18 protein-coding genes and 1 pseudogene are annotated in these 17,495 nt (G+C 39.7%); 4 read left to right on the top strand and 15 right to left on the bottom strand.

Features of this window, described 5'->3' with window-relative positions; translation table 11 throughout:
- Positions 1-41: 41 nt before the first annotated feature.
- The 5 genes from CL42_RS07400 to CL42_RS07420 form a co-directional block, all read right to left on the bottom strand.
- Positions 42-446 (bottom strand): ExbD/TolR family protein, encoded by a 405-nt coding sequence (locus CL42_RS07400; RefSeq protein ID WP_035266746.1) that lies wholly within the window; start codon positions 444-446, stop codon positions 42-44.
- Entirely contained in the window at positions 446-1,069 is a 624-nt protein-coding gene (locus CL42_RS07405) for a MotA/TolQ/ExbB proton channel family protein (protein ID WP_035266747.1), read from the bottom strand. The genes CL42_RS07400 and CL42_RS07405 overlap by 1 nt, the downstream gene beginning before the upstream one ends.
- A gap of 20 nt (positions 1,070-1,089) precedes the next feature.
- Positions 1,090-1,908 carry an energy transducer TonB gene (locus CL42_RS07410; protein WP_035266750.1) on the bottom strand — a complete coding sequence of 273 codons (819 nt, stop codon included), beginning with the start codon at positions 1,906-1,908 and terminating at the stop codon, positions 1,090-1,092.
- A 213-nt stretch (positions 1,909-2,121) separates the two neighbouring features.
- Positions 2,122-2,988 carry a formyltetrahydrofolate deformylase gene (gene purU / locus CL42_RS07415; RefSeq protein ID WP_035266751.1) on the bottom strand — a complete coding sequence of 289 codons (867 nt, stop codon included), beginning with the start codon at positions 2,986-2,988 and terminating at the stop codon, positions 2,122-2,124.
- Between the two features lie 88 nt (positions 2,989-3,076).
- Positions 3,077-3,769: a TetR/AcrR family transcriptional regulator gene (locus CL42_RS07420; RefSeq protein ID WP_035266753.1), complete on the bottom strand. Its 693-nt coding sequence runs from the start codon at positions 3,767-3,769 to the stop codon at positions 3,077-3,079.
- A gap of 124 nt (positions 3,770-3,893) precedes the next feature.
- Between CL42_RS07420 and CL42_RS07425 the strand changes: the two genes are divergently transcribed.
- The 4 genes from CL42_RS07425 (at position 3,894) to CL42_RS07440 (ending at position 7,782) form a co-directional block, all read left to right on the top strand.
- Positions 3,894-5,342: a coniferyl aldehyde dehydrogenase gene (locus CL42_RS07425; protein ID WP_035266754.1), complete on the top strand. Its 1,449-nt coding sequence runs from the start codon at positions 3,894-3,896 to the stop codon at positions 5,340-5,342.
- Positions 5,343-5,507: 165 nt separating this feature from the next.
- A complete protein-coding gene (rpmB, locus tag CL42_RS07430) occupies positions 5,508-5,744 on the top strand; it encodes a 50S ribosomal protein L28 (protein WP_000048256.1) in 237 nt (78 codons plus the stop codon).
- A 12-nt stretch (positions 5,745-5,756) separates the two neighbouring features.
- Positions 5,757-5,912 (top strand): 50S ribosomal protein L33, encoded by a 156-nt coding sequence (gene rpmG, locus CL42_RS07435; RefSeq protein ID WP_001205031.1) that lies wholly within the window; start codon positions 5,757-5,759, stop codon positions 5,910-5,912.
- 151 nt (positions 5,913-6,063) lie between these two features.
- A complete protein-coding gene (locus CL42_RS07440; RefSeq protein ID WP_035266756.1) occupies positions 6,064-7,782 on the top strand; it encodes a cation:proton antiporter in 1,719 nt (572 codons plus the stop codon).
- Between the two features lie 36 nt (positions 7,783-7,818).
- Here the strand turns inward: CL42_RS07440 and CL42_RS07445 are convergent, their stop codons facing one another.
- The 10 genes and pseudogenes from CL42_RS07445 to CL42_RS07485 all read right to left on the bottom strand — a co-directional run bounded on the left by CL42_RS07445 (position 7,819) and on the right by CL42_RS07485 (position 17,293).
- The gene (locus tag CL42_RS07445) at positions 7,819-8,097 is read right to left on the bottom strand and encodes a hypothetical protein (protein WP_035266758.1); all 279 of its coding nucleotides are present in this window, start codon (positions 8,095-8,097) and stop codon (positions 7,819-7,821) included.
- A gap of 122 nt (positions 8,098-8,219) precedes the next feature.
- Entirely contained in the window at positions 8,220-8,723 is a 504-nt protein-coding gene (locus CL42_RS07450) for a DUF6586 family protein (protein ID WP_035266761.1), read from the bottom strand.
- A 192-nt stretch (positions 8,724-8,915) separates the two neighbouring features.
- Positions 8,916-9,242 (bottom strand): hypothetical protein, encoded by a 327-nt coding sequence (locus CL42_RS07455; protein WP_035266764.1) that lies wholly within the window; start codon positions 9,240-9,242, stop codon positions 8,916-8,918.
- 297 nt (positions 9,243-9,539) lie between these two features.
- The gene (locus tag CL42_RS07460; RefSeq protein ID WP_035266766.1) at positions 9,540-9,791 is read right to left on the bottom strand and encodes an RNA recognition motif domain-containing protein; all 252 of its coding nucleotides are present in this window, start codon (positions 9,789-9,791) and stop codon (positions 9,540-9,542) included.
- A gap of 80 nt (positions 9,792-9,871) precedes the next feature.
- On the bottom strand, positions 9,872-11,860 hold the full coding sequence (locus CL42_RS07465; RefSeq protein WP_035266767.1) for an ATP-dependent helicase: 1,989 nt from the start codon (positions 11,858-11,860) through the stop codon (positions 9,872-9,874).
- Between the two features lie 102 nt (positions 11,861-11,962).
- Positions 11,963-13,093, bottom strand: a complete 1,131-nt coding sequence (locus CL42_RS07470; protein ID WP_035266770.1) for a glycerate kinase — start codon at positions 13,091-13,093, stop codon at positions 11,963-11,965.
- Between the two features lie 16 nt (positions 13,094-13,109).
- Positions 13,110-13,367, bottom strand: coding sequence for an OST-HTH/LOTUS domain-containing protein (locus tag CL42_RS17735; protein ID WP_373683324.1), 258 nt, complete (start codon positions 13,365-13,367; stop codon positions 13,110-13,112).
- Positions 13,353-14,090: pseudogene (locus tag CL42_RS07475) on the bottom strand (NYN domain-containing protein); the annotation flags it as partial. The gene CL42_RS17735 and the pseudogene CL42_RS07475, both read right to left, overlap by 15 nt.
- A gap of 82 nt (positions 14,091-14,172) precedes the next feature.
- On the bottom strand, positions 14,173-16,812 hold the full coding sequence (gene topA / locus CL42_RS07480) for a type I DNA topoisomerase (protein WP_035266776.1): 2,640 nt from the start codon (positions 16,810-16,812) through the stop codon (positions 14,173-14,175).
- 31 nt (positions 16,813-16,843) lie between these two features.
- Complete coding sequence (locus tag CL42_RS07485) at positions 16,844-17,293, bottom strand: hypothetical protein (RefSeq protein ID WP_035266779.1); 450 nt, start codon at positions 17,291-17,293, stop codon at positions 16,844-16,846.
- Positions 17,294-17,495 lie beyond the last annotated feature (202 nt).

The following is a 17,495-nucleotide window of genomic DNA, read 5'->3' on the forward strand; positions in this document are numbered from 1 at the left end:
AAAAAAAGCGACCTTATGGTCGCTTTTCTCATGTTAATCACTTAATTATCTGTGGCAAAGGCAATGTCAGCAAGCCCGGCTTCGCTTGCACGTGACATCACTTGAGCAACAGTATCATAACGTGATTCTTTATCTGCTTTAAGAATAATCGTCGGTTGTTGTGCTGAACCACCGGCATCGTTAAATCTTTTTTGCAATTCATCTAAGCTGATAATTTCTGAATCCCATGCAATCTCACCCTGTGAGTTAATGCTTACTTGAATCGATTCAGGTGGTGGATCAATGATATCCGCTGTCGTTTTTGGTAAAGTTAATGGAATTGATGGGTTAGCAACGGTCGCTGTCACCAAGAAGATGATCATCAAAACCAACATAATGTCAATTAACGGGATGAGGTTCATCTCCGTCATGCCTGTATCGTTGTCTTCACCCAATTGAAAAGCCATTAAGCTTGACCTCCAACGTAACTTTCTTGAGTCGCTTTCACTTCAACTTTTTGCGCAGAAGAATCTTGTTGCAGCATCGTGTCGATTAACAGACTGTGAGCATGATCTTGTAGTTCATTACTTAATGTACGATTAAAGCGAATACAAATGTTGTATGCGATCACTGCTGGAATAGCAACTGCCAAACCAATACCAGTCATAATCAGGGCTTCACCTACAGGGGTTGCAACTTGTGCAAGTCCTGCTTGACCGCTTTTACCTACTGCAACCAATGCATGGAAGATTCCCCATACTGTACCAAATAGCCCTACAAATGGTGCAAGTGAGGCAATTGTTCCGAGTACAGCAACACCTTTTTCAGCAGATGCTTTTTCCAAAGCAATCTGACGCAATAAAGCTTGCTCAGCAACAGCTTTACGTTGTTCAAATCCCAAAGGAGCGAGTTTTGCTTTCAATCCTGCTAATGCTTTAGAGAGTTGAGCATAAGCAACTTCTTTCAGTTGACGTGTTCCTATCACACGTAAAACGACAATTGTCCATGTCGCAATAGACATTGCGAGTAAAACGAAATAAAGCGTCTTACTGACTGCATCAGCATGTTGCCAATAAACTGAAAAGTTCATACTCGAACTCCTAATAAAAGTTAGCCGTTAGAATTCAACTTAAGTTCAAATGGTTGTTCCGCTCTAAACGGATAAGCCACACCATTTTCCTTATAAGGTCTGAATTTTGCATTACGCACTGAGCGTAAAATCTTTTGATCAAGCGAATCAATTCCACTTGATTTTGTGATTCTGGCATTCACTACATTACCGTTAGTGTCCGCTTCAATCGATACTACAACAGTACGATCAGAACCTTGTAAATCTCGGTTGGTATATGATGGCTTCGGTGTACGAGACCATGATATTTGCCCAATACTTAAATTCTTTGGTGTATTCCGTGCTTGCTGCTCACGACGTTCTTGTTCGCGTCTTTCATTTTCCAAGCGCTCACGTTCTTGTTGCTCACGTAGCTGTTGGTCACGCAATGCTTGCTCACGTCGCTGCTGTTCAAGCAACTCACGATTTTTACGTTCTTGCTCTAAACGCTGTTGTTCCTGCTTTTGCTTTTCTAATTTATCTTCTTGAACAATTGCTTTTTGTTCGACAGGTTTAGGCTTTTCAGCAATGACTTTGGGTTTAACCACAGGAGGTGGTTCAACGACTTTAGGTTCTGGTTTTGGTTGAACTTGAGGTTTCACAGGTTCAACAGGAGGTGGCGGCGGTGGCGCATCCTCTTTAATCTGAACAAAACGAACCTTAATTGGGTCTTTATCAATAGGTTTTAATTCAGGTGTTTTCATCTGACTCACGGCAAATAAAACACCAATATGCCCGATCACCACTGCAATGAGCGAAGTAAGCACTTTCTTTTTCATTGAGATTGGATTTTGCATCATAGGAATGGAAGATGGGCTCATTAAAATTTATGACCTGATATACATTGACGCTGTCTTCAGAAGGAAGATTTCAATCAAACTTATCGGTTAGTACAATTAAAGTACGCCAATAATAAATGAGAAGTGTTTTCATTTGCAACTATTAATTCTGCAGTTTTGATGAGTTTTTTTGATCATCAATAAAAAAGGCATGCTCACGCATGCCTTAATAAATCAGTGATATTTAATTAAAAATCACTGGAATACCACAGTTTTATTACCATCAACAATGATACGGTCTTCTAAATGCCACTTAACAGCACGCGCCAAGACATTACGCTCAACGTCTTGACCTAATTCACGTAATTGATCAACTGTAAAATCATGGCTGACACGCTCGACATCTTGTTCAATAATCGGACCTTGATCCAAATCAGCTGTCACATAATGCGCTGTTGCACCAATCAGTTTTACGCCTTTTTCATACGCTTGCTTATAAGGGTTAGCACCCACAAAAGCTGGAAGGAAAGAATGATGAATGTTGATCACTTTCATTTCCCACTTAGAGACGAACTCTTCATCAAGAATCTGCATATAACGTGCGAGTACAAGTAAATCATTACCTTGCATTAACTCATCAATTTTTGCATATGCTTCGCGCTTGTTCTCTTTATTGACAGGCACAACTTCAAAAGGAATACCGAAGTTTTCCACAGACTCACGTAGATCTTCATGATTCGATACAACCTTAGTGATTTCACAAGGTAATCCACCACGTGCATGACGCCACAAAAGCTCAAGCAAGGCATGGTCGACTCTCGATACCAAAATACCGACTTTCTTTACATCTGACACTAAAGCTAAACGCCAATGCATGTTGTAACGTTCAGCTACGTTTGTGGCGAAAGTTTGTAGAATATTTTCCTTACGGCTTTGCAAATTGTCGAGTTCAAACTCAACACGCATGAAATAACGCCCGCCCTGAGCTTCTGTTGCATATTGATCAAGCGCAGTGATGTTTGCCCCTTGATGATACAAAAAGCTCGATACAGCCTGCACGATTCCTGGTTTATCTTCGCAAGTAATCAGTAAACGTGCTGTGTTAGCAGTTGTCATATTCATGATGATTTATATCACTTAACAGTTAAATTGAAAAACAGCCGCGTATTCTAACTCTTTTTTTAATGCTTTCAAATTATCTTTGCTGAAATCAATCTTCTCGATCAGCAGAAAGACTGGCAAATAATTCAGATGTTCCCAGCGTTTCAAGCAAGCGCTCATAAGTCTGACGACTTTCACCACGTAAATAAGGACCTTCAAGAAACACCATTTGACGCAGTGCCTGCCAAACCCACTTTTCATCTAAATGGTTGGAATCTTTTAAATGACCAGACATATAGAGAAAATTCGTCCAGTTCGTTAGGACGATCCATAGGTTGATGATCAACGCTTCAATTTCAGACTCTGTCATTTGCATGAGACCTGCATTGACGAAGGCTCTGTAAATCTTTTGACCTTGTTGCATCACTTTACCTGCGAAACGCGGGTAAATTTTTCTAAAGTCATCATTATTTTCTGTTAAATGATATACATCACGATGCAGAAAACGATAGGCCCATAACTGACTACTGAGTACTTGAAAGTATCGGATTTTATCATTGGCATTTACATCACGGTCTTCTGGCAATGCTAGCAGCTCTAAAGTTGCATGCTGATATTGCTCCATCAGCTCTTTAATGATCTCTTGCTTGTTACGAAAGTGATAATAGAGATTACCAGGACTAATACCTAACTCTGCTGCGATATGGTTAGTTGTGACAGATCGCTCTCCACGTTCGTTAAAGAGTTGCAAACTAATTTGCAAGATTCGGTCTTTGGTTTTTAACGTTTTGGAATGCGACATCCTAATACCATCTATAACAAGAATAATGACGTTTAGCCCAAGCTAACATAAAAGTGACTTGACTTTTAGAGTATTTACTCTAAAAATAAAAATCACATCAACCCTTACATTAGTGGTACTGGTCATGAACAGTCAAACAAAAACAAATTTAATGACGACTGAAGCATCGGAAGTTCAGCATTTACATGATCTTCTAGCGCTTCAGAAAGCAGCCTATCGACGTTATCCGAACCCGACAGCAAAACAGCGTATTGAACGTTTGGCTCGTCTTAAAGCAGTTTTGATTAAATATCAGGACCAAATTGCAGAAGCAATTAGCCAAGATTATGGTAATCGTTCGGTTTCTGAAACGAAAATTGGTGAACTACTCACTTCACTCGAACAAATCAAATATTACAGCAAACATTTAACAGAGTGGATGAAGCCTTCTAAACGCCATATCGGTATTTTACATCAACCTGCAAAAGGTTGGGTTCAGTATCAACCTTTAGGTGTTGTCGGTATCATTTCCCCTTGGAACTACCCTTTATTATTGGCGATTAGCCCATTAGTATGTGCATTGGCAGCGGGCAACCATGCCATGATTAAAGTTTCAAGCACCTCTCGTAACTTTGGCTATGTATTACAAAATGCTTTATCTGAAGCGTTCCCACAAGAGTTAGTTGCCGTTGTTACAGGTGGTGGCGTAATCTCTGACACATTCAGTCATCTTGCATTTGATAAATTAGTCTTCACAGGCTCTACCAATGTTGGTAAGACTGTGATGAAAGCAGCATCTGAAAACTTAGTTCCAGTTATTCTAGAACTTGGTGGTAAATCACCAGTTATCGTGCACCCTTCAATTGACTTAAAGGATGTCGCGGAGCGTGTTGCATTCGGTAAATTGTGGAATGCGGGTCAAACTTGTGTCGCACCAGATTATATTTTCCTACCACGTGGTAAAACTTCAGAGTTTATTCACCAGTTTGAAACCGTTGCGAAAACGATGTATCCAACATTACGTGACAACCAAGATTACACCTCTATAGTGAGCGATAAGCAAAATAAACGCTTACAAGGTTACTTAGAAGATGCGATTCAAAATGGTGCTCAAGTCACTGAAATTAACCCATTAAAAGAAGAGCTTGCTTCTGTACGTAAAATAGCGCCAACCCTTCTGACCAATATCAGCCCTGATATGGAAATTATGAAGAACGAAATCTTTGGTCCAATTTTACCAATCTTAGAATATGATCAAATAGACGAAGTTATCGAGTTTATTAATGACCGACCACGTCCACTTGCATTATACTATTTCGACTTTAACGATGCTCGAGCAGAATACGTTTCGCAACGTACTCACTCTGGACACTTTGGTCAAAACGCTGTTGTTACTCATGTTGCACAAGATGATCTACCTTTCGGTGGCGTTGGTGCATCTGGTATGGGCAGATACCATGGTCCCGAAGGCTTCTTCAGTTTATCAAATGAACGCTCAGTCATGTCTATTCCAAAGCTATTCAGCTTGAAATACGTACTGCCTCCGTTTAATAGACCGATCCCTAGTCTTATCCGTAAAGCCTTTCTTCGTTAAATGATCAAGGCATGATCTATCACAACAGGTCATGCCCTGTTTTTATCAATTTCGCTTGTCTTTTAAGCGTATTTTTGATATAAAACGCCCCTTGAATGAATTCAATCCGTTTTATTTTGACTGGCCATACAGGTTTGCTGTTGGCTAAATCAATGGAGTTACACCATGTCTAAGGTTTGCCAAGTTACCGGCAAGCGTCCAGTCGTTGGTAACAACGTCTCACACGCCAACAACAAAACTAAGCGCCGGTTCGAGCCGAACCTGCACCACCACCGTTTTTGGTTAGAAAGCGAAAAACGTTTCGTACGTCTTCGTCTAACTACTAAAGGTATGCGTATTATCGACAAATTGGGCATCGAAAAGGTTGTTGCTGACCTACGTGCTCAAGGTCAAAAGATCTAAGGAGCAACGAAAATGCGTGATAAGATTCGCCTAGTTTCTTCTGCTGGTACAGGTTATTTCTATACCACTACTAAGAACAAACGTACTATGCCGGAAAAAATGGAAATCAAAAAATTTGATCCAAAAATCCGTCAACACGTAATCTTCAAAGAAGCTAAAATCAAATAATTTTAGTTCTTTAAAAAAATACGACCCATTGGGTCGTTTTTTTTGCCTTTTTTTTCTTCAGGTTGTTAAAATTTAATCTCAGTTTGGCATTTTTTATGCTTATACAGCTCAAAAGCCAATTCATAATTTATAAATATTTAAGGGGTGATTAGTGCCACATGATGTAGATTTAATTATATTGCTTGCGGTTGGTTTTGGCTTAGCCCTTATTTTTGGCTTTATCGCCGCACGTTTACGTCTACCCCCTCTTGTTGGCTATCTCATTGCCGGCATTATTATTAGCCCCAAAACCCCCGGTATCGTCGCCGATATCACACTAGCCAATCAACTCGCAGAACTGGGTGTCATGTTTTTGATGTTCGGTGTCGGGATGCACTTTTCACTGAAAGATTTAATGCAAGTTCGGCGTATTGCTGTCCCTGGTGCAATTTTACAAATCACAGTGGCTACCATCCTCGGGATTGGCGTCTCCATGCTATGGGGATGGAGTTTTGGGTCAGCATTGGTGTTTGGCTTAAGCTTATCTTGTGCGAGTACTGTGGTACTCCTAAAAGCTTTAGGTGACCGAGGCTTACTGGATTCAGTCAATGGAAAAATTGCTGTGGGATGGCTACTCGTCGAAGACCTAGTCATGGTGCTCGCTTTAGTTTTATTACCCGCTACAGCTGTACTCCTTGGCGGAACAGCACTGGAAGGCGCTGATCCAGATCAAAATGTCTTTGTGACTTTAGGAATAACCTTACTTAAAGTTGCGGGCTTTATTGCCTTTATGCTGATTATTGGTAAGCGCCTCATCCCTAAAATTATTCAGTTTGTCGTACGCTTGGGTTCTCGCGAGCTATTTACACTGACTGTGGTTGCAGCAGCCGTATCCATTGCCTATGGTTCATATGCGATTTTTGGCGTTTCAATGGCATTAGGTGCATTCTTTGCTGGGATGGTGGTTAAAGAGTCTGACTTCAGTCATCGTGCTGAAGAAGAAACGTTACCACTGCGTGAGATATTCTCCATCCTATTCTTCGTCTCTGTCGGAATGTTGTTTGACCCAACAATTATCGTTGAAGAACCACTTCATATTCTGGCTGTGATTAGCATTATCATGATCGGAAAAACATTAGCAGCAATGGCGCTGGTTTTGTTCTTCCGCTATCCATTAAATACCGCACTTACAGTAGGTGCCTCACTCGCTCAAATCGGTGAGTTCTCCTTTATCTTGGCAACACTCGGTCTATCTATAGGATTATTAACCCCTGAAGCTCAAAACTTGATTTTAGCCGGGGCATTATTTTCTATTTCGCTCAATTCTGTTTTATTTTCAGCCATTGAACCCGTACAGAAATGGATTCGTGAGCGCTCGCATTTGGCTCGTTTGCTTGAGCGTAGTGGTGATCCATTGGCGATGCTACCTGACGAGGTCTCACAGGACTACCTGCGCGATCAAGTGGTCATGGTCGGTCATGGAGAAGTTGGACGTCGCTTAACAAAAACACTGATGGAAAATAACATCAAAGTGGTGATTGCTGAAGAAAATCGAGAAATTGTTGAAAAACTACGTGCAAAAGATATTGCTGCAGTATCAGGTTCAGCAACAGAGCCGGGCGTATTAATTCAAGCGCATATACAACATGCGAGGCTTTTAATTATCTCGCCGATGGATATTTTAGATATTCATAAGATTGTAGATACTGCCAAACTTCTGAATCCACAGATTCAAGTTTTGATCTGTGCAGAAAGTAAAGAAGAAGCTGAAGCAATACGTGCAGATGAAATTGGTGAAGTGTATTACGCGAAGGAAGAAATGGCGAAGAACATGAGCAATCATATTCTAAATCAAATTGAAATCGCACATCATCATGCACCATCTCACTAAGTAAAATAAAAACCGCGCTATTTGCGCGGTTTTTTCTTAGCTATAAAACTGTGGTTTTTCATCTACGACTTCCGCATGCCATTCATTCGATTGTTTTTCGAGAAGTGCAAATAACGCAGCCTGAATCATGTGTTGGGCAATCAAAGGCATATGATCACCTAATAAAGCTTTCACTTCATCATTAAATTGAATTTTCACAAGTGGCTCATCCTCGGATGCAGCGTGACGAAGCGCTAACTCGCCATTCTCGAGTTGCACCAATTCTAAAATTGCTTCTTGTGTTCCGAATAATTCTTTCAATTGCTCTATAGACATATACCCTCCATGATTCACATGGTGGCAAAATGCTGAATGCACTTTGCATAGCTTAGACTATTTTATATAAGTTCTAAAATTTATATTTCAAGTCTAATCGTTTAAAACTGTCATGATTACAATTAAAACTCAACCATTTCGTTACGAAAACCGTCAATAAGATGGGTTAAGTCACGATGCCACTCTCGAAGAATTTGAGTGTCTGGCAACCACGCTTGAGGTGTCTGCGTGACTTTAATAATAAGATTTGAAGAAGTCTCATCCTCAGGTTCTGGTGCACTTGGTTCAGGTGCATACTGGCACATACGATAAGCGCGCTTTAGTTCTGCAATAAAACCATCCTTTGCAAGATGCTGTAACACGGTGATTTCTGGAGAAACTTGCCCTTTAGCGGCCATATGCTCTTCAATAGATTTTAATGTAGGTGAAAAATCATTTAAACGGTAATAACGAACCAACTCTTGCAAAAATGCCAAAACCGCTCCATGCAAATGAAAGACTGCCGCTTCACGATGGGCTTGAGCTTGTTGAATATGATCTGTCTGTTCTGCTTGCTGACATGATAGACGGGCAAAATAGAGTTTTTGATTAGTGCGATCTGCATGAAAACGAGCAACACGAGACATGAAAACTTCCTAGCAACATTTATGTCATACAACTTAAATGTTGGCGCCATATCACGCAATGCTTTTAAGAAAAAAATAAAGATTAATTTTAGATCAACAAGATTGATTGAAAGCTTGATGATTAATGCATACTGCTTAAAAAAAAGCCAGCCAAATGCATGGCTGACCCTTGCGAATGAATCTAAGGTTATATTAGCGAACAATACCCTTAAAAATTCCTAATGGATTATAAGTCCCATCGCCTTTTTCATTGTCATAATGAAATTTGACCTGATCTTGATCACCACCTAACAGTGTTCCAGCCTTGTAAAGACCCTCTGAAATCGCAAGGAAGCCAACATCAATTGCTTGATGAACTGTACCAACACCAGGTATTAGGCTCAATGGCTTCCAAATTGGAGCTTGAACATTCAATGTGCTCGAAAATAAGTTTGATGCGTTTTGAAGCGTGTCACCGATTAACGTACCTGCACCTGATACGATTTCTGTTTCTAGATGATTTAATTCTTGAATAGACATTTTTATAACCTTTTGGGGTTTTATAATGGAGCTTTTATACTACACACTTCACTCAAAATTATTCAATCTATTATTAATATATACTTCACAATAATTTGTATATAAATGTGATTTTAATTGTATGTTTTTAATAAAAATATTAATATATAACAGAAATACATTTCAAAAATATGTCAATTCTTGAAAGTACAAAAGTCGGTCAAAAAAGCTAAAAAATATTCATATTTATTAGTTAAATTAAATAAAATATCAAATAAAAAGGAGCAATAACTGCTCCTACTTTATTTAGACATCAAGTTATGCTTCTGGCTTTTCGTCTGCAGCTTTTACTCGAATACCTGCACCTTTAACTTTACGGGTGTTCAGCCCCTTAATTGCTTTCACAGCTTCACGGCCATGTGGCATCTCAACAAAGGCAAATCCTTTCGATTTTCCTGTTGCAGCATCTAACACCAATGTACATGAGTCTACTGTTCCAAACTGCTGAAATAACTCCAGAATCTCAGCTTCAGTAATGCTGCGCTCTAAGTTACGAACTAAAATTTTCATGAAAAAACCTTAAGAAGATAGGCAAAAAAACCAAAAAGTACGCGCCTACTCTACTTTTTGTATGAAACAATCTAGATAGTTTAATCGAGATCAATCCCAAAATCTAAATTAATCGACTGTCGCTCAATCAAAGCACTCTTAACCGTTTGCTGCCTGGTTTTATAATGTGTTTCACTTGTACACAAATGTCTTGAAAGATCATTAAGAAAATAGCTTTCAACTTTTCGTCCTTGCTCATCGACTTGTTCCCTTGCCCACGTCACCAAATTTTGCTTAGTTAAAATCAATTCATTTTGTGCACGGGTAAGTGCTACATAAAGGACACGGCGTTCTTCTTCAACTTCATCAAAATCCCCTTGAGCTCTTGCATGTGGATACTGACCAGGTGTCACATTCGCCACGTAACAAACTTTTTGTTCAGTTCCTTTAGCAGAATGTATCGTGATCAAGGTAACAACATCAGTATCTGACTGGCGTTCGATTTCACTGATTGAAACTGGATCAAGCACGTAGGCTTCTAAAAACTCACTTAACTGAGTATGTTTTGAAGCTAACTGTTTCACCAACTCAAAGTCTCCTTGACGACGCCCCCAATCCTTTTTGTAATTTTCACTCAACTGAATTTCTATTGCCTGAATTGCCAAGCTTACGCAAGCTTTAACTTCGGTCTTTAACACATTCAACTGCTTCATAATGAGTAGAGCCTCAGCAGGAATACGTCCAAATTTTTCTAGTTTTTCCGCAATGACGTCATCTTGAGGATCCTGTAACAAGTGTTGCGCTAAACGGCTTGCGCCTACATCACCGACACCATCCCAAAGCGTCAAAAACCGCATCCATGCAATATCGTCTGAAGGATTGGCAATGACGCGTAGTAAACTTAGTAAATCCTTAACATGCGCAGTTTCAAGAAGTTTCATACCACCAATAAACCGGTATGGGACATTAGCTGCAATGAAAGCTGCTTCAATATGACGAGCTGCAAAGCTTGAACGTACCAGAACCATATGATCGCGCCAAGGACTTCCCTCAAGCAAATATCTCTCTTTAATATCTATGGCAATCCATTTTGCTTCATCAAACTCATTCGGGAAAATATGAATTTTAGGCTTTATGCCTGTACCTCGATACGCATCTAAGCGCTTGTCATATTTAATCTCACTTTGATCAAGCAACCAATTTGATAAATCTAAAATTTCTTGAGTAGATCGGTAGTTTTTTTCTAATTTAAAGATCTGAGCTGCTGGCACACGCTCTTTAAAATGATGAATGTTTTCGAAATCTGCGCCACGAAAACCATAAATCGATTGAGCATCATCCCCGACACAAAACAAACTTACTCGGTCCTTCAAAGGCTCTAATAGCGCCCATTGCAATGGATTGGTGTCTTGCATTTCATCCACGAGCATATGTCTGCAAATCGAAGCCACATAATCGACTAGACCCTCAGACTGTGCTAAAGCTGACGCCACGATCGCAAGAATATCGTCATAATCAAGAAAGCTGCGTGCCTGCTTTCGAGTTTCATATTCTTTCATGATTTCTGCAATCAGGTCTTTCATTGCTAAGAATTCAGGCATTTGCTTTTCTATGGCAACACTTAGCTTTTGACGCGTATTTCTAGCATATGAATACAGATCACATAATTCAGCAGGCTTCGGGAGCTGATTGGGATTCTTCTTATCATCTTTACCACGTATCAAACGAAACATCATGAGTTGATCATCACGATCAATAATTGAGAATTGCGCTAAGCCGAAAGCTTTTGGTATACGACGCAGCAAGTACATACAAAAAGTATGGAATGTTGATGCTCGTAATCCTTTTGCTTGTTCACCGAGTGCCAATTCGACACGCGCCACGATTTCACTGGCAGCACGACGCGTAAACGTCAAAATTTGAATTTGATTGGCGGGTACACCTTGATCAATAAGATAAGCAGCACGTGCCACAATCGTTTTGGTTTTACCACAGCCCGCACCCGCCAACACCAAACTATGTAAGGCTTCTGTGGTTGCAGCTTGTTTTTGTTGAGGATTTAATTCATCAATCAGGCTGTCTAAACTCATCGCTACTCATCAATTTTACAATAACAATAGTTTAACAGAGCTAGATTTAGAAAATACAAACACGCTTCAGTTTTAAACCTCAAAGCCCACTTACATAGAGGATTAGATATGCTGCCTTACGATATTTTGTACCGTTAAATCTAAATTCTGAACTGCATTTTTCAAGGATTCTGACAAACTTTGATCCAGAGGATTAATACTACAGATGTGATGAAACCCTTGTTCGTACAATGGTTCTACCCCTTCACCAACTCTACCAGCGAATGCAAATACAGGCTTGTTGTGCCGATATGCGACTTGAGCAACGGCAAATGGGGTTTTACCAAATTGAGTCTGAGTATCAATTTTCCCTTCACCCGTAAATACATAATCAGCTTGCGCAATTTTTTCAGCCAATTGAGTTTCCTCAATGATTAATTCAGCACCCGATCGAATATCTGCGCCTGTAAATGCCATCAAACCAAATCCCAAACCACCTGCTGCACCAGCACCAGATCGATGACGTAAATCGACTAAAAGCTGCTGCTCTACCACCCCTGCAAAGTGCAATAAATTATGATCCAATACTTGCACCATTTCAGGTGTTGCCCCTTTTTGCGGACCAAAAATATAAGATGCGCCAAGTGGACCACATAATGGATTGTTTACATCTGAAGCAATAACAATATCTGTTTTAGTCAATCTTGGGTCGAGTTGTGACACATCAATGGAATCGATTTGGTTTAAGTTTCCACCTGTTGGCTCAAATGCTTCATGATATTGATTAATAAATTTCACGCCCAAAGCATGCGCCATACCAGCACCACCATCATTGGTCACACTCCCACCCAATCCGATGATGATCTTTTTCACACCGAATTCGAGAGCTGCGGCAATCAGTTGCCCTGTTCCTACAGTATTAGTGAACAAAGGATTTCTTAAATGAGGTGGTATGAGATGAATGCCATTGGCTTTCGCCATTTCAATGACTGCTGTTTGTCCCTGATCAATTAATCCAAAATGAGTCATGACACGCTGATTAGCGAATGGGCCTTGTACTTCGCACGCGATTTTTAATCCTGATTTTGCCATGACCAATGCATCAATGGTTCCTTCACCACCATCTGCCATTGGATTCAAAATACATTGTGCATCTGGTAAGACTTTGTGGATGGCATTTTTCATAATCATGCATACCTGCTCAGCAGGCATGCTTTCTTTGAAAGAGTCGGGAGCAAGTAATATTGATAACATCTAAAATTTAAAATCTCTAAGGCATAATTTTATTTACTTTTACATAGTCAGCGTTTTTAGTTTTTTTAAACTCTAACCACCCACCATGAATCGAACTAAATGCATCAAGAGTTGTAACAAAACCATAATTCGAAGGATTAAAATCAATTTCCGCAGATTCTAAAGATTTTAATACTTCTTCTGTTTTTGCCCAGCCTTCATTATTTGATATTTGATTAATTAAATTTTGTACAAGCTTTACAAAGAGGCTAAAACTTCGTTTTCTTACTAGCAGCTGACTTCTTACAGTTTTTATTTCAAAAACACCAAGCTCTTTGAACAATTCAGAAATTTTGGATTTCCCATAAGTCCTTGGATCAAATTCGGGTTTAACATTACTAATATATTTACGTACCATAGATAAACTTGCCCACCCATGCTCATCAGACTGATCTTTTACAGCTTTATAAATCAAATTCATTAGTGCAGGTTCAAGCTTTAAACTAGATGCCTTTAAGTCATTATTTATATAATTCTGATCAGGAGATTTGTTATCCTCATCTTTATGATTTTTATTATCTAAATCTAAATTCTCTGTAAAAATAAATGTATCACAGGCTTTTCTAAAAGCTTCTGGAGTGTGTTTTTTACCAAAACCATATACAGATAATCCGCTCTCCCTTATTCTTGACGCAAGTCTAGTGAAATCGCTATCACTTGACACAATACAAAACCCATCAAATGTTCCGCTATAAAGTAAATCCATAGCATCTATTACCAAAGTCATATCGGTAGAATTTTTGCCTGAAGTATAAGCAAACTGCTGAATAGGTATAATTGCATGAGGAAGCAATACATCACGCCATTTTTTTAAATATTCACTACTCCAATCCCCATAAATTCTTTTTACAATGGCTATACCATACTTAGCAATTTCTTCAAGTAAAGGCTCTACTAAAGCAGCTGAAGAATTATCTGCATCAATCAACACAGCTAGCTTCTTATTACCTATATCCATGGTAAAAATTTCTCACGTTAAATCTAAGTATTATTCAAATAATTTAAAAAAAATGCTGACCTTAGCCAGCATTTCTTCATGTTTACGCTTCAATCCATTTACCATCTTGGTAAATCAAAGACCATTTCGTTTGTTTACCTTCAGGCGTTTCGGAACCAATATATTGCGCTTGGTTTTTACGACTAAATTTCACTAAAGTTGGATTTCCATCAGGGTCAGTATCTGGCGCTTGCAGAATAAACTGATACTTTGGATCTAGCTGTTCAGCAACCGTACGCAATTCCGCAACCTTAGGAGCACGAGTTTCACGCACTTTAGGGAATTTACTTGCTGCTAAGAATAAGCCTGCTGCTCCATCACGTAATACGAAAAAGTCGTCATGTTTCGTTGAGCGCAAATGTTCCATTTTAATAGGGTCGACACGAGGAGGTGCTGGTTGACCATTCTTCAATACTTTACGTGTATTTTCACAGCTTGTGCAGGCAAAATAAGGACCAAAACGCCCTGTCTTTAACTGCATCTCACCATCACATTTGTCACATGGAATTGTTGGACCATCGTACCCTTTAATTTTGAACTCACCTTCTTCAAGCTCAAAACCTTCGCAGTCTGGATTGTTCCCACAAATATGAAGTTTACGACCACCATCAATAACGTAGCTATCCATTGCTGTTTCGCAAATTGGGCAACGTTTTTTCGACATTAAATCTGCGGTTTCTGCAGACTCATCATCAGATAATGCAGCCAAAGACTCTACTGGCGTTAAGTTAAGTGTACCTTTACAACGTTCTTTCGGTGGTAAGTTATAGCCAGAACAACCTAAGAATACACCTGTGGTACCGGTACGAATCTGCATCGGACGATCACATTCTTTACAATGCACAGCATCAACTTCAACAGGCTGATTACGGCGCATGCCATTTTCACCCTGTGCAGTAGTCAGACGTTTCTTAAAATCACCATAGAAACTATCTAATAACTCTTTCCAATTACGCTCACCATCTGCAACTTTATCCAGTTGACCTTCTAGATCTGCAGTAAATGCATAATTCATTAAGTTGTTAAAACTTTCGTCCAAACGATCTGTAACGATTTCACCCATCTTCTCTGCATAGAGACGACGGTTATCCAATTTCACATAGCCACGATCTTGGATCGTTGAAATAATCGCTGCGTAAGTTGAAGGACGACCAATGCCTTTTTTCTCAAGCTCTTTCACCAATGATGCTTCTGTAAAACGTGCAGGCGGTTTAGTGAAATGTTGCGAAGGATCTAACTTTTGAAGTTGTAGAACTTCACCCACTTTCACAGCAGGCAGTAAAACATCATCATCCGACTTGTTCTGGCCACGTACTTTCGTAAAGCCATCAAATACCAAAGTACGACCTTTAGCTTTAAGCTCTACACCATTCGCGTCAACCAAGATCGTCGAAGACAAATATTCAGCAGGTGTCATTTGACATGCAACAAACTGACGCCAAATCAGATCATATAGACGCTGAGCATCGCGATCTACACCCGCAAGTTGATCACCCTTCAGTGCGACGTTTGATGGACGAATCGCTTCATGGGCTTCTTGCGCACCTGCTTTATTTCCAAAACGGTTTGGCTTTGCAGGGAGATATTTTTCACCATACTCAGTTTCGATATGTCCACGTACCATATTGACCGCATCATCACTCAAGAATGTAGAGTCGGTACGCATATAGGTGATATAACCTGCCTCATACAAGCGCTGTGCCATCGTCATCGTTTTCTTTACAGAGAAACCGAGTCGAGTACTTGCTGCTTGTTGTAAGGTCGAGGTGATATAAGGTGCGCTCGGATTAACTTTGGTCGGTTTATCTTCACGGGCAGCAACTTTGAATTCAGCGTCTTTTAAAACATCTAATAAAGCATCTGTTTGTGCTTTGTTTTGAAGTTTTAATGTCTTACCTGACTGTTTGACTGCTTCTAAACGAATATCATCTTTTTTAGATTTGGTATCTGCAAAAACTTGCCAATATTCTTCAGGAATAAAAGCACGAATTTCTCGCTCACGCTCAACCACAAGTTTCGCAGCAACTGACTGTACACGACCCGCAGATAAACCACGTGCGATCTTCTCCCACAATAGTGGTGAAATCATAAAGCCAACAATACGATCAAGGAAACGGCGTGCTTGTTGTGCATTGACTTTATCAATATCTAAACGAGCAGGCTGTTTAAATGCTTCTTGAATGGCATTTTTAGTAATTTCGTTGAAAACCACACGTCTATAACGAGAGTCATCACCACCAATAACTTCTTTTAAATGCCAAGCAATCGCTTCTCCTTCACGGTCCAAATCAGTTGCGAGATAGACCTCGTCAACCTGCGAAGCAAGCTTTTTCAGTTCTGAAACAACATTTTCTTTACCAGGAAGCACTTCATAGTGTGCTTTCCAACCGTGCTCAGGGTCTACCCCCATACGATTAATCAGTGCCTGTTGAGCTTTTTCAGCTTTCTCTTCAGCAGTCTGTTTGGTACGTGTTACTGGTTTCTTTTCCGTACTTTTTGAAGCACCTGTTGGTAAGTCACGGACATGACCCACAGATGATTTCACAATGTAGTTTGAACCTAAGTATTTATTAATGGTCTTCGCTTTAGCAGGCGACTCGACGATCACTAAAGCACGTTTTTTTCCAGCTTCTGACGATTGAGCTGTAGCGCTTTTGGATGTGGACTTAGGAGCATTCGCCATAGTGAACCGTTATTCCTATAAGATTAAAAAATTAAATTTCAGCCAATTTGTGTAAAAGTGCTTTCATTTCATCAAGTTGTGTAGCATGAAGATCTTCTTCTTCCTTCCAGTACAAACCGACGCAATTAGACTGCATATCAATAGCATAAATCCCTTTTAATGCAATGGGGAAATCATTAAATTTCTCATTCCCGTGAACAACCTTAAGTTTTTCATTTTCAACCAATGCGCGCATTAAAGGTAGGCGACCATCAGGAATGATAACGCTGTAATACGCTACCATACTGGCACGATTTTCTGATGCCATTGGAATATTGGTCCATGAAGGTGCAGCAATCAAACGCGGGTGTAATCCCATTTTTCGCGCTTTCTCACGCATGATCCCCAAAGCTTTTTCTCTTGGATTTACACGTAATCCGAAGATCGAGCCCAGCACAAAAACAACGATAAGAATCGTTATCCAAAGTCCAGCATTTTCCATAGTTCACCTTTTGCTTCTTATATTAGAGTTGCATAAGCCGAATATAAAAGGCAAGTTGAAAATTAAAAATACGATTTATAGCGGCATGAAACCAGTATTGAGACCTGAACCAAATAAGGCATGATGTGGTATAACTCACCTAAGCACAGTGCAACTGAAATAAAAAAAAGCGATAAAATCATCGCTTTTTTCCGAGGCATTT

The organism is Acinetobacter sp. Ver3, assembly GCF_000632455.1.
Classification (GTDB): domain Bacteria; phylum Pseudomonadota; class Gammaproteobacteria; order Pseudomonadales; family Moraxellaceae; genus Acinetobacter.

Coding starts and splice junctions, on each gene's coding strand:
- CL42_RS07400 (WP_035266746.1), bottom strand. CDS start 446: ATGGCTTTTCAATTGGGTGAAGACAACGATACAGGCATGACGGAGATG.
- CL42_RS07405 (WP_035266747.1), bottom strand. CDS start 1,069: ATGAACTTTTCAGTTTATTGGCAACATGCTGATGCAGTCAGTAAGACG.
- CL42_RS07410 (WP_035266750.1), bottom strand. CDS start 1,908: ATGAGCCCATCTTCCATTCCTATGATGCAAAATCCAATCTCAATGAAA.
- purU (WP_035266751.1), bottom strand. CDS start 2,988: ATGAATATGACAACTGCTAACACAGCACGTTTACTGATTACTTGCGAA.
- CL42_RS07420 (WP_035266753.1), bottom strand. CDS start 3,769: ATGTCGCATTCCAAAACGTTAAAAACCAAAGACCGAATCTTGCAAATT.
- CL42_RS07425 (WP_035266754.1), top strand. CDS start 3,894: ATGAACAGTCAAACAAAAACAAATTTAATGACGACTGAAGCATCGGAA.
- rpmB (WP_000048256.1), top strand. CDS start 5,508: ATGTCTAAGGTTTGCCAAGTTACCGGCAAGCGTCCAGTCGTTGGTAAC.
- rpmG (WP_001205031.1), top strand. CDS start 5,757: ATGCGTGATAAGATTCGCCTAGTTTCTTCTGCTGGTACAGGTTATTTC.
- CL42_RS07445 (WP_035266758.1), bottom strand. CDS start 8,097: ATGTCTATAGAGCAATTGAAAGAATTATTCGGAACACAAGAAGCAATT.
- CL42_RS07450 (WP_035266761.1), bottom strand. CDS start 8,723: ATGTCTCGTGTTGCTCGTTTTCATGCAGATCGCACTAATCAAAAACTC.
- CL42_RS07455 (WP_035266764.1), bottom strand. CDS start 9,242: ATGTCTATTCAAGAATTAAATCATCTAGAAACAGAAATCGTATCAGGT.
- CL42_RS07460 (WP_035266766.1), bottom strand. CDS start 9,791: ATGAAAATTTTAGTTCGTAACTTAGAGCGCAGCATTACTGAAGCTGAG.
- CL42_RS07465 (WP_035266767.1), bottom strand. CDS start 11,860: ATGAGTTTAGACAGCCTGATTGATGAATTAAATCCTCAACAAAAACAA.
- CL42_RS07470 (WP_035266770.1), bottom strand. CDS start 13,093: ATGTTATCAATATTACTTGCTCCCGACTCTTTCAAAGAAAGCATGCCT.
- topA (WP_035266776.1), bottom strand. CDS start 16,812: ATGGCGAATGCTCCTAAGTCCACATCCAAAAGCGCTACAGCTCAATCG.
- CL42_RS07485 (WP_035266779.1), bottom strand. CDS start 17,293: ATGGAAAATGCTGGACTTTGGATAACGATTCTTATCGTTGTTTTTGTG.